Genomic DNA, 12,727 nt, shown 5'->3' with positions numbered 1-12,727 from the left:
TGCCGTCACCTGGTCTTCCTGGATGAGACGGCAACGACCACCAACATGACGCGACAGCGAGGTCGCGCGTCGCGCGGCCAGCGCTGTGTGGCTTCGGTGCCCCACGGCCACTGGAAGAGCACCACCTTCATTGCGGGACTGCGTCACGATGCGATCACCGCTCCGTTAGTGCTCGACGGCCCAATGAACGGGGCCGCGTTTCTCGCCTATATTCAAACCTGTCTGTGCCCCACGCTGCAGCCAGGTGACATTGTGGTGGCCGACAACCTGTCTTGTCACAAGGTTCCAGGCGTCCGCGCAGCCATTGAAGCGGCAGGTGCCACGCTGCTCTACTTACCACCGTATTCACCTGATCTGAATCCAATCGAGAAAATGTTCTCCAAACGCAAAGCCGCCAAACGAACCATGGATGCCTTATGGGCACAGATCGGCAAAGTATTGGATCTGTTCACTCCGGAGGAGTGTGCCAACTACTTCGCTTCATGTGGATATGTAAACAAGTAAACCAAAAATACTCTAAACACAATGGAACATGAATTCTGGCTACAAAGCTGGCACGAAGGGCGTACCGGTTTTCATCAACTACGCGTACAGCCGTTACTGCAGAAATACTGGCCAACACTTGATCTACCAACTGGCAGCAAGATATTTGTTCCACTGACTGGCAAATCATTGGATATGGCTTGGCTGGCTGCGCAAGGCTACCGTGTATTGGGTGTAGAGCTTTCACTACTGGCAGTACAGCAGTTTTTTGCCGAGCATGGCCTGAAACCTGCGGTGAGAGAATCTCACTATGGCACACATTACACAGCCAGGAACATTGAGGTGATCTGCGGCGATACTTTTGCGCTGGATGCAGCGCTGCTTTCCGATTGTAGCGGTATCTACGATCGTGCTGCGCTGATCGCTCTGCCACCCGAGCTGCGCGTACCCTATATAAACGAACTCATGACATGTCTGCCGGCTGGTTGTAGCGGTTTGCTGATCACACTTGAATATCAGCAGCAGGAAATGGTTGGGCCACCGTTTTCAGTTGAAGAAGCCGAGGTACTGAAGTGCTATTCACCCCGCTGGTGTGTCAAGCTGCTGGAACGAAACGATATCCTTCCCCAAGAACCTGGTTTTGCTGCACGTGGCCTGACAAAACTTGCCACAGCAGTGTACCAACTCCAACGACTGGCTGTATAAATCAACAAACGGCGTGGGGAACAAGCTGGAAGTCAAATTTTTTGATATGTTTCTTGAGGTGGAGCACAGTACATTCGCAATAACATTCCTTGCAATAACCCTGCCCTGCATTTGTAATGATCAATCAAAATTGAACTTTTCCCCTACACTGTCGTTGCAAGTAACTCCAGAGTTGATGTAACTCTTATATACGGTGAGCCTATGCAAATAGAGCCAACCAAGGATGCACTACCTCGATGTAATTCCGTTAAATCCAATTAACATGAAATTTAATCCCAATTACCCCAACGACAACAACAAGGGGCAACGTCAACTGTGGAATGCGCTCAAGAACGCTTTTGAGCAGGATGAAGGTGTTGCGTACTACCGATACCCTATCTTCGCAACGAGTAAACGAGGGCGAAGTGAGCCTGATTTCCTCATGATTCATCGCCGCTTCGGCATATGGATCTTTGAAAGCAAGGGCTGCACGATTGGAAATATCGCAGCAATTGAGGGCCACGACTGGCAAATGCGCGACTGGTACGCTGACAGCATGTCTCCTATAAGCCAGATCGAAGCGCAACTATTTGAAGTCAGGGCGTTATTTAAACCAAGCCCGATGTTAGAAAAACTTAAAATACCATTCGAGTACCGGGTTGTACTGCCGTTCATTTCAGCCTCTGAATGGGCTATGCAAGGTTTTTCGAAACATCCAAGTACAAATGGTGTTGTCTGGCTTGAAGAAGATATTTTACAGACATCTTTCAGGCAACAGGTTAAAGCTGTTTCATCTGCCTATATGCCCACACTTGACGATGCTCAATGGGAGCAAATTCTCGGAGTATTTCGAGGTATCGCTACGACCGAGCCACCTAGACAACCCAATCCAGGTGCCCCTGTTTCTTGCCATAGCAGGGTGATTCATGCCGTTGAAAGCCGTTTGCGTATTTTGGATGAGAAGCAAGATCGAATTTCTCAGGAAGTCCCTGAAGGTCCCCAGCGCATGCGTGGAATCGCCGGAAGTGGCAAAACAGTCTTGTTTACAAGACGAGTTGCACAGATGCATGCATCTAATCCGGATTGGGAAATTGCATTTGTTTTCTGGAGTCGTTCACTTTACCAACAAATTCGAAATCTTATTGATAAGCACTACCGACGATTAACCGGCGCAACCCCTGACTGGAATAAGTTGCATATCTGGCATGCATGGGGAAGCAAGGAACTCACCGGCTTCTATCGTGAATTGGCATTCCGGTGGAAATGTCGCTTCTTGAGTTTTGGGGATGCAGAGAAAATGACAATCCATGGAGAATCAGCATATGAAGCTGCCTGCCGCAACCTCGAAGAAGAATGCAAAAGTTGTCCATCATTGCTCGACGCCATCGTTATTGACGAAGGACAAGATCTGCCGGCATCTTTCTATCGAATAGCTCATCATGCGCTACGTGCACCAAAACGCCTCTATTGGGCTTATGACGAAGCACAAGGAGTAGATTCTCTGATCGTCCCGAATGCCTCAGAGATATTTGGCAGGGACGAGCAAGGTCGTCCTTGTATTGATCTATCTGGCAGCTATGCGAGCGGCATGCAGAAGGCGCATAATATGAATTGTTGCTATCGAACTCCTCGTCAGATTCTTTTAGCAGCACATGCCATCAACATGGGGTTATTTCGAGAAGGGGGGCCACTTCAAGGAATCACACGTAAAGAAGACTGGATCGCTTTGGGTTACCAAGTGGTAGAAGGTGATTTCAGTGCAGCAAGCGTAAAGGCATGTGCCACCGTTATGCTCCAGCGTCCGGACAAGACAAGTGGCCACCCCATTGACAATCCCGAGTTCGGAGCACCGTTGGACAAATCAACAATCTTGGTGATTCATGAGAGCTTAAGCCAGGCAGAAGATGTTGATTTCGTTGCAACCAGTATTCACCGTGATCTTGAATCAGGTCTTCGTCCAGAAGATATTGCAATCGTTGGCCTTGAGCCCACACGCTATCTGTTCCCGCAAATTGAGGATCGCCTCCGTACACTTGGCATCAGGGTTCTCTCCCTGAACAACCAAAACAAGGATCAATTTCATCAAGCAGGATATGTAACGATTTCAAGTATTCGGCGAGCCAAAGGTAATGAAGCATACAAAGTCTATGCCCTCAATCTTCACATGGCGGGAGCTTTACAAGCCAAAAGCCCGGAAAAAGAGATGATTGCTCGAAACCAGATATTTGTTGCGCTGACTCGTACGAAATTATGGTGTGTTGCTGTCGGGAGACATGGATCTATCATGAAAGAATTACTGGATACCTCAAAGAACAATGGCTTTCTTCGCTTCCCTGCCTTCAATCAGGCCAGCCTGAAAAGATCAATGAGTGATACGGATGCTTTGCAAGAAAACTTATGTAGCCAAACAACTGTAAGCGCCTAACGACACTATCTGTTATTTTTTCTATACTAAATAATTTAATGAACTCTGGCATTAACGGCAATAGTTCATCGGTACGATCTGGGCCAGACAAAGAATTTAATGAGTCAAACCGCCATGGAGCCAATACTGCAGCGGATACACTGTGCTTATCTACTTTTTTTACAAAACTACAGCATCACCCAGGATGATGCGAGCGCCTCTACCAAATCAACTCAAATCCCATGGCTCCCCAATCTGAACTGACATTGCGCGGTATTGTTATTGGCATTTTTATTACACTGATATTTACTGCTGCCAATATTTATTTTGGGCTAAAGGCGGGACTCACGTTTGCCACGTCGATTCCGGCGGCAGTAATTTCGATGGCGGTGCTGCGCAAGTTCCAGCATGTAACCATCCAGGAAAACAACATTGTACAAACAGTAGCATCAGCGGCGGGCACGCTGTCGGCGATTGTTTTTGTATTACCAGGCCTGATCATGATCGGCTGGTGGCAGGATTTTCCGTTTTGGATGACATTCGGCATTTGCCTGACCGGCGGCGTGCTGGGCGTGATGTACACCATTCCGCTGCGGCGGGCACTGGTGACTAATTCAGACTTACCGTACCCTGAAGGTGTGGCTTGTGCCGAGGTGTTGAAGGTCGGTACCGAGACCGGACGTTCCGGCAATGATGAAGGGAATCACTCAATCGGTCGTATCGGGTTGCGAGTAGTGATTGTTGGGAGCATCAGCTCAGCAGTTTTTGCTGTGATTGTAGCAACCAGGTTATTTGCTGCTTCCGTTTCGCACTACTTCAACGTGGGTACGCGCAGTGTGACGGGATTTGACTTCAGCTTGTCGCTGGCACTATTTGCCGTGGGACATCTGGTAGGCTTGTGGGTCGGGCTGGCCATGCTGGTAGGTGCGTTGGTAGGATGGGGATGGGCAGTTCCACATTACAGCACCTTGCTTGATGTAGCAAACGGTTCGGCTGCACAGTTGGCGCAAGCCGTGTGGTCAGAAAAAGTACGCTTTCTGGGCGCAGGCACCATCGGCGTAGCTGCGGTATGGGCACTGGTCAAACTGGCGCGGCCAGTCATCAGCGGTTTACAGAATGCCTGGCGTTCAACCCGTATGCGCAAGGCCAGGCATGGCGATGCGTTGCCACGCACTGAATGCGATATCCCAATCTCCATCGTGTCTCTAGTCATTGCCATCACCATCGTACCCATCATCTGGCTGCTCATGGATTTCGTCCGCACCAGCGGACTGCATGCGCATGTGATGCCGCTGGTGGCAGGCACTACACTTTTTATTTTACTCATCACAATTTTGGTCGCAGCCGTATGCGGTTATATGGCTGGCTTGATTGGCTCCAGCAACAGCCCGCTATCGGGGATAGGGATTTTGGTCATCATCGTGGTTTCACTGCTGCTGATGCTCGGCTTCGGACACCTGTACCCTGGTGACGAGGCACAGGCGCTAGTAGCGTATGCACTATTTGCCACCTCCATTATTTTCGCTGGAGCCACTATTGCCAATGACAACCTGCAAGATCTCAAGACTGGACAACTGGTGGATGCCACACCGTGGAAGCAACAGGTAGCGCTAGTGATTGGCGTTGTCGCAGGCGCAATTATCATCCCTCCGGTATTGGATTTACTACGCGAGGCCTACAGTTTTGTCGGTGCACCAGGTGCTGAGCCGACACGTGCGCTACCTGCACCACAAGCGGATTTGATTTCGACATTGGCACAAGGCGTGATCGAGAACAGCGTCGCCTGGAATCTGCTTGGCATAGGTGCGCTGATTGGAGTTACAGCTGTAGTCATTGATGAACTGCTGGCACGCACTCAAACAGCTACCAGGCTGCCGCCACTGGGAGTGGGACTGGGAATGTATCTGCCAACATCGACTACGCTGATAGTGGTGTCAGGCGCTTTGGCCGACGCTGTATTCAATCATTGCGCTGAATGTAAATCTGGGCCGCGCGCTGATACCATCAAACAACTAGGCGTGCTGCTGGCATCGGGGATGATCGTAGGTGAAAGCCTGATAGGCGTGGTACTGGCAGCTATTATTACATTTTCCGGTAGGGATGCACCATTAACATTGGTAGATGACGAATTTGCCAAGACTTCGCTGTGGCTAGGCGGGATCGCGTTTATGCTGCTGTTAGCTGCGCTGTATTACTGGATTATGCGAATGGAATCGCAAGCGACAAATCAAAACGAACACAGCATTACATCGTCAGTTAATGTGCAGGAGTAACCTGGGTATCTCGAGGAGCCATTACATCGAGTCGGCCACCTGGCTGGATTTTTGAAGATGAATACCTTTCAGACGGATAATTCCTGTGACACATATTTATTTTGAGATCGTAATGGGAATTCCCAATGATTTGGTGTCGGTAATCGTCAGCCGGAACAACACATAAAGTAATTGGAAGGCATTTCGATTCCAGTGAGTCTCTTCACCGGTCGTATCCACCGTGTAATACTTTCCGTGTGAATAAGCAAACATATCAATATTGCCAGGCTGTTTATCAGCAACAATCATGCCCATGGTTTGTGCGGGATTCTCATTACCGGCAAGGGGGGGTGTGCGCGAGTCTTTTTCTACATAATATTCCGCTTCTTCTCCCAGTGCATGGCTCAGGAAGTTAAGTATACTATGAAAACTCCTGAGCCTGAACGCGCCCTGAATTGGCCATTCTCCCCCCGGATAACCCGGGCGAATATCAAAAGCGACATCATTCTCAACCCATGGATTGATCAGATCATCCAGCTCCGCACGCTCTTCACAACAGAGAATATTAGGATCGTAGTTAGTGATGAGAATCGGACCTGGCAGTTGTTTGCTCAGTGTGTAAATGTTTTTTTCCGAGTCATGATCCACGGCAAAATCTTTTTCAATAGCCTGAAATAATCCTTCTGCTGAAATGCCACTATCAGCAATTTTCCAGCTACGCTCAAATATCAAAGGCTCGGCGTAGAGCTGATTTTGATCCTGAATTGCGGAGAGATGGAGAACGATACGACGAAACATTTCGTAGCCGGTACGATCCGATGGATTATTACGATAGGCGGCTTGGTGCTGATATATATGCTGCCGGAAACGCATGCGGCGTTCCTGCTCGCTGGTAAGTGGAAAATAAGAAAAAAAATGTCCGGCTTCACTTCCCCTCTTACCTGTTTCCTCTGCCGTGCCTTTTTTAGCCTCTAAACGCATCCTGTGATGACGACCTCGTTTTTCAGGTTTTTCAGAGACCGGCGCATCCTGAGCAGTGCTATATAGCCCGGAATCAAGCAAACGGACTTCTTGCGCCATCATGCGCAGCATCAAATCAATATCAAAATGCTGACGCAGTAACAGTGTCAATTTGTGCTGGCTGAAGGGAGTCAACAGGCGTTTGGTAAATTCATCGCTGGCAATCGGATCAATGCTGAAAGTAGGACTCTCCGACACACTGCCACCAAAAATGGGGGCCAGCATGCCACCGCGTTCTCCGGTTAATGCTGGTGTGGCGCCCGCACTGGCACTAAAATCAAATGTCGCAGCAATGCTGGAGACCCGAGTGAAATGTAGCGGTTCATGATGCTGAGCGCGCGCAATGTTAATTAAAAGTTGCCTTGATTCCGAGCGAAGGGCAGCCTGATCATACAACTCAACCGCCCGATTCAGGGCGATCGGCGACAAACAGCCTGAAATTGTTGCAACAACACATATAACTACTCCTATACGTACCATAACTTCATAATAATTTTGTCAAGACAAGAATAAGCAGGAATTTCAGAGTGAGACAGCTCGGTGTATTTATTCATGCCATACCTTTGCCGCCCGAGTTTCATCATCCTCCATGACCTCCATATACTGCGTATGCAGATGCCTGAGTAGAACCAGCAGAATTGCGCTGATTGGTAGTGCTAGCAGAATCCCGATAAAACCAAATAGCTGACCAAACGCCATTAATGAAAAGATTACTGCTACCGGATGTAAACCAATCCGCTCTCCTACTAATCTGGGAGTAATCAGCATACCTTCCAGTAGTTGTCCTGATCCAATTACAACCCAAACTATTATTATGCTGCTCCATTCCTGAAATTGTGTCAGAGCAGCGAAAGTCGCCAATGTCAAACCAGTTATTGTTCCCAGATAGGGCACAAATACCAGCACACCGGATAGTAGCCCAATCGGTAAAGAGAACTCTAACCCAACCAGCCATAACCCCGTTACGTAATAGATACTCATGATGGTGATTACCGCTATTTCTCCACGCATGAATTCAGCCAGCACATCGTCTGCTTCTCTGGATACGGTAAAGATCTGTTTTTGCCATGCCGGCGGAATTAACTCCCCCGCTTGTTTAATCAGAATATTCCAGTCTCGCAGCAGATAGAACAGTACCACTGGTACTAATATCAGATTTATTAAAAACCCCAGTATCACCAACCCGCCACTTTTCAAGGTTGGCAGTGCCCTGGCAGCCACCCCACCTGCACTTTGCCAGTGTTCTGCCAGTAAATCCTTGAGCATATCAACATCAATCTGCAATTCAATATTAAAAACTCCTTCCACCCACGGGATAAGGCGATTACTAAGCATATCGAGAAAAGAAGGGATACGCTCAATCAGACGCGAGATCTCTTTTTCAAACAATGGCAACATAATCAAAATCATGGTGATAAAAATACCGATTGCCATCAGCATGACAAAAACGGTACTCAGCGTCCTGGGAACTTTTCTGACTTCAAGCCAGGTAACTATCGGATTACAAATATAGGCAATACCTGCTGCCAGTAAAAAAGGCGTGAGAATGGGACTTAGCAGATAAATCAGGGCGCTGACAATGCCGATAAGCGCTAAATACCAGAAAAAACGGGAATCCGGGGAATATTTGTTGTCCATTTACGGTAAAATCATGCCTCAAAGGCTGCACTCTAGTCTTAATACTGCGAGAACTCAACTTGACCGTATCCAATTCTACAGATCCTGACAAAAACCATATTTCCTACCGCACATCCGGTGTTGATATCGATGCGGGAAACCGCCTGGTGGAGATAATCAAACCTTTTGCACAGCGCACCCTACGCCCGGAAGCGCTGGGAGGGATCGGTGGATTTGGCGCATTGTTCGAAGTCCCTGGAAAATATCGACAACCGGTACTGGTATCCGGAACGGATGGAGTCGGCACCAAACTCAAGCTGGCATTCCAGTATGCACGACATGCAACTATTGGCATTGATCTGGTTGCCATGAGTGTGAACGATATTCTGGTACAAGGTGCTGAACCACTATTCTTTCTGGATTATTTTGCCTGTGGCAAACTGGATGTAGAAACTGCTGCACAGGTGATTCAAGGCATTGCGCACGGCTGTGAGCAAGCCGGCTGTGCGCTGATTGGAGGGGAAACAGCAGAGATGCCTGGCATGTACCCGGAAGGCGAATATGATTTGGCTGGTTTTGCTGTAGGTGTAGTGGAAAAAGATCAGATCATCGATGGTTCCAGCATCCGAGAAAACGATCTTGTGCTGGGGATCGCCTCAAGCGGGCCGCATTCCAATGGATTTTCACTGATCCGCAAAATACTTGATCGTCATGCAGGGCAACCTGATACTGGGCTTGATGAAACCTGGCTCGTAGATGCGCTCCTGGCACCGACTCGAATTTATGTGAAATCAATACTGGCATTGCTGGCAGAATTGCCCGTCAAAGGATTGGCGCATATTACCGGTGGTGGGCTGCTTGAGAATATTCCACGTATCTTGCCAGATAGCGTCATGGCCCATATCGACCAGAGTGCCTGGGTGCGCCCTCCCCTGTTTGACTGGCTGCAACAACATGGCAATGTCACGGACGAGGAAATGCTGCATGTTTTTAATTGTGGAATTGGCATGATTGTAATCGTAGCACCGGAGCATGCTTTGACTGCCACTAATATCCTGCGCAGCGGTGGTGAAACCGTGTGGCAAATCGGTGATATCAAATCGCGTAAACCTGGAACGCCATCTATCGTCATTACCTGAAGGAAAGGATCATGAAATCAATGGTGATCCTTATTTCCGGTCGCGGTAGCAATATGCAAGCGTTACTGAAGGCCGGGCTACCAGTTGCAGCAGTAATCAGCAATAATCCGACAGCAGAAGGATTGGCGTTTGCCCGCGAACACGGTATTCCAGCCCATGCGATTGATCATCATGCTTTCCCTGATCGGAAAACTTTTGATAATGCTCTGGCGGAAATCATTGATTCATACCAGCCTCACCTGGTTGCGCTCGCCGGCTTCATGCGTATCCTGTCAGAAACATTTGTTGACCATTACCAGGGCAGGCTGATTAATATTCACCCCTCTCTGTTGCCAGCATTCCCCGGACTGGATACCCATACACGAGCTCTGCAGGAAGGAGTCAAAATTCATGGTTGCACAGTTCATTTCGTCACCTCGCAACTGGATCATGGCCCCATCATTATCCAAGCCGCCATACCGGTACTAGCTGATGATACGCCAGCAACACTGGCGGCGAGAGTGCTGACGCAGGAACACCGCATTTATCCGCAAGCAGCAAACTGGTTTCTGCAGGGACAATTGACCTTGACAGAAAATCATGTTGAAACTGGAATGGCCTGTGATAGTCAGAAAGTTCTATATTCTCCCGGGATCACGTCATGAAATTTTTATTACCCATAATCCTGTTCTGGATAAGCAGTATCACTTGCGCTGCTGATTTGCCTGAACGTATTGATATCGACTATGTACTCAACGGTCTTATTGGTCAGGGCAAAGCACATGAAACTCTGCTTATACAAAACCAAAACGGAGCTCAGCATTACACCCTTAGCAGCGAAATTTCAGCCAGCGGATTTCTTAAACTGATCAAACGTGGCAGCATTCTTCGCCACAGCGAGGGCATGATTATTCCGGATGAAGGAATGAAGCCTCTACACTTTTCAGACCAACGTGGCGGAAAACCTGCACGCACGGTTGAATTTGACTGGAGCAAGGAGCGCATCATTTATCGCCGTAAAGGCCGTGAGATGATAGAGAATCTGCCAAAAGGAACACTGGATGAATTAAGTTTTGCTTATCACTTCATTTTCACCGCCCCTCCCAAACAGACGCTGACCATATACGAAACCGATTACCGCGTTCTGCGCCCGGTTCGCTATGCTGTTACCCATGAAACACTGGATACGCCAATGGGAAAACTGGCCACGACCGTACTTACGAAACAACAAGAGCCAGGTGATGCGTTCCGCAAGAAAATCTGGCTGGCAACGGATCATCATATGCTGCCAGTACGTATTATTTCGACAGAAAAAAGCGGGATGGAAGTAGACCAGCTAGTTACTAAAATAGACTACAAGTCTTCAGCAAGTTCCACACAATGACCCATTTAAACTGCTTATGCGCCTGACCCCCGAACGACTGAATCTGCTGATTATCGCCGTACGCAAGGTGTTACCTCTACAAGCCCCGGCAGATGTGCTACTGCGACAATTTTTCCGGGATTATCCGCAGCTGGGACAAAATGGCCGGAGCATGATTGCAGAAACTGTCTTTGGAATCCTGAGACATCGATTTTTCCTGGAAGTACTGACCGGAAAAGCAACTGCTCGTGAACTGGTATTAGCCTATCTGGCCAGATTCCAAGGTATGAATCTACGGGAATTAACCCCACTCATCCGGGAGGTGGAATCCAAATGGATCCAACAAATCAAAGCGGTAAAACTGGAGGAACAACCACAGTTCATACGGGCAGAGTTCCCGGAATGGCTGGTAGGAAAATTGCAGCAATCCTGGTCGGATGAAGATATTTTGCGTCTTGGCCAAGTTTTGCAACAACCCGCTCCATTGGATATACGTGTCAACAGCCTACTTGCAAAACGTGAAGAAGTAATTGCTGTACTGAAACAGGAAGGAATTGAAGCTCAGTCCACGCCCTTTTCTCCCGTTGGTATCCGCCTCACTGGCAATCCAGCAATCAACCGGAACGCATTGTTCCTTTCCGGAAAAATTGAAGTGCAGGATGAAGGCAGCCAAATTCTCGGTTTTCTGCTGGCACCCAAGCGAGGCGAGATGGTAGTAGACTTTTGTGCCGGCGCGGGAGGTAAAACATTGCTGCTCGGCGCATTGATGCATTCTCGCGGGCGCCTGTATGCTTTTGATATTTCTGAAAAGCGGCTCAACAACCTCAAACCCAGGCTCAAACGCTCTGGATTATCGAACGTTCACCCGCAACACATTGATAGCGAAAAAGATATCAAGCTGAAACGATTAGCGGGAAAAATTGACCGGGTATTAGTCGATGCCCCCTGCAGCGGGCTAGGCACTTTACGCCGTAACCCTGACTTAAAGTGGCGACAAAGTCCGGAAAGTATCAACGAGCTGCAGAAAAAACAAATAGCCATTCTTACGGCCGCCGCAAAATTGCTGAAACCGGGAGGGCGTCTAGTTTATGCAACCTGCAGTCTGTTGCCAGAAGAGAATCAGCAGGTAATTGAACGCTTTTTAGCAGATCATCCACAATTTTCCATACTTAATTGTGGAGAGCTGCTTGCACAACAAAAAATCAACTTGCCTGATACAGGTGAATTTTTACAGCTCTCGCCGTTATACCACAATACTGACGGCTTCTTTGCTGCTGTTCTGGAACACTCCAGAATGGAGCCCAAAAATTAAAAAGGGGCCTTAGAGAAAAGGCCCCTTCAGAATGCAAGCAGCTAACTTGAGTTACTGCTTGCAGAAATTAATTATTATTGTTATTTCAGATCATCAATACCGGCACCAAAATTGATATGGAATGCCGCTCCGTCGATTACAAGCGCTGGAACTGATTTTACTCCAGCTGCTTCAGCTTCACCGATACGTGATTTATCCGTACCCAAGTGTACATTTTCAACTGTATATTTTGAAGGATCAATAGCATTGGCGACAGCCTGTTCAGCAGACACACAGACAGGACAACCGGCATGATAGAAAATAGCTTTTGATGCCATGTGTTTCTCCTTAACTAAGATTCATTAAAACGACATTCTCAAAACGGAAATATCCTGGTCCCTGTTCGAAACCATACGGCATTTAGAACTGCTTACAGGCATTCCAAGTTTTTATTTTAACACATAAAATCAATGAAATGTATTCGCATGGCTTACT

11 protein-coding genes are annotated in these 12,727 nt (G+C 48.1%); 8 read left to right on the top strand and 3 right to left on the bottom strand.

Annotation, left to right across the window (positions count from 1 at the left end; translation table 11 throughout):
• From C8R14_RS09355 to C8R14_RS09340, 4 genes are all read left to right on the top strand, one after another.
• The coding region (locus C8R14_RS09355) for an IS630 family transposase (RefSeq protein WP_146208366.1) at positions 1–504 on the top strand (504 nt) is incomplete at its 5' end.
• 21 nt (positions 505–525) lie between these two features.
• Positions 526–1,188 carry a thiopurine S-methyltransferase gene (locus tag C8R14_RS09350; RefSeq protein WP_011635265.1) on the top strand — a complete coding sequence of 221 codons (663 nt, stop codon included), beginning with the start codon at positions 526–528 and terminating at the stop codon, positions 1,186–1,188.
• A gap of 262 nt (positions 1,189–1,450) precedes the next feature.
• Positions 1,451–3,592, top strand: coding sequence for a DEAD/DEAH box helicase (locus C8R14_RS09345; protein ID WP_074710705.1), 2,142 nt, complete (start codon positions 1,451–1,453; stop codon positions 3,590–3,592).
• Positions 3,593–3,813: 221 nt separating this feature from the next.
• Positions 3,814–5,844, top strand: a complete 2,031-nt coding sequence (locus C8R14_RS09340; protein WP_011635267.1) for an OPT family oligopeptide transporter — start codon at positions 3,814–3,816, stop codon at positions 5,842–5,844.
• A gap of 96 nt (positions 5,845–5,940) precedes the next feature.
• Here C8R14_RS09340 and C8R14_RS09335 read toward each other — a convergent pair whose 3' ends face one another.
• Both C8R14_RS09335 and C8R14_RS09330 read right to left on the bottom strand, forming a co-directional pair.
• On the bottom strand, positions 5,941–7,323 hold the full coding sequence (locus tag C8R14_RS09335) for a hypothetical protein (protein WP_011635268.1): 1,383 nt from the start codon (positions 7,321–7,323) through the stop codon (positions 5,941–5,943).
• 66 nt (positions 7,324–7,389) lie between these two features.
• A complete protein-coding gene (locus tag C8R14_RS09330) occupies positions 7,390–8,481 on the bottom strand; it encodes an AI-2E family transporter (RefSeq protein WP_011635269.1) in 1,092 nt (363 codons plus the stop codon).
• 59 nt (positions 8,482–8,540) lie between these two features.
• Between C8R14_RS09330 and purM the strand changes: the two genes are divergently transcribed.
• The 4 genes from purM to C8R14_RS09310 are packed head-to-tail and all read left to right on the top strand — an operon-like array spanning position 8,541 to position 12,253.
• Complete coding sequence (gene purM, locus C8R14_RS09325) at positions 8,541–9,599, top strand: phosphoribosylformylglycinamidine cyclo-ligase (protein ID WP_011635270.1); 1,059 nt, start codon at positions 8,541–8,543, stop codon at positions 9,597–9,599.
• Positions 9,600–9,610: 11 nt separating this feature from the next.
• Entirely contained in the window at positions 9,611–10,243 is a 633-nt protein-coding gene (purN, locus tag C8R14_RS09320; RefSeq protein ID WP_011635271.1) for a phosphoribosylglycinamide formyltransferase, read from the top strand.
• The gene (locus C8R14_RS09315; RefSeq protein ID WP_011635272.1) at positions 10,240–10,962 is read left to right on the top strand and encodes a DUF3108 domain-containing protein; all 723 of its coding nucleotides are present in this window, start codon (positions 10,240–10,242) and stop codon (positions 10,960–10,962) included. Before purN ends, C8R14_RS09315 begins: the two co-directional genes overlap by 4 nt.
• A 16-nt stretch (positions 10,963–10,978) precedes the next feature.
• A complete protein-coding gene (locus C8R14_RS09310; RefSeq protein ID WP_011635273.1) occupies positions 10,979–12,253 on the top strand; it encodes an RsmB/NOP family class I SAM-dependent RNA methyltransferase in 1,275 nt (424 codons plus the stop codon).
• Between the two features lie 80 nt (positions 12,254–12,333).
• On the opposite strand, the gene C8R14_RS09305 is transcribed toward C8R14_RS09310, so the two are convergent.
• Complete coding sequence (locus C8R14_RS09305) at positions 12,334–12,570, bottom strand: thioredoxin family protein (RefSeq protein WP_011635274.1); 237 nt, start codon at positions 12,568–12,570, stop codon at positions 12,334–12,336.
• Between the last annotated feature and the right edge of the window lie 157 nt (positions 12,571–12,727).

The organism is Nitrosomonas eutropha (assembly GCF_003201195.1).
Classification (GTDB): domain Bacteria; phylum Pseudomonadota; class Gammaproteobacteria; order Burkholderiales; family Nitrosomonadaceae; genus Nitrosomonas; species Nitrosomonas eutropha.
Note: the sequence above shows the minus strand (reverse complement) of the source record. Positions and strands in the feature narration are given on the sequence as shown.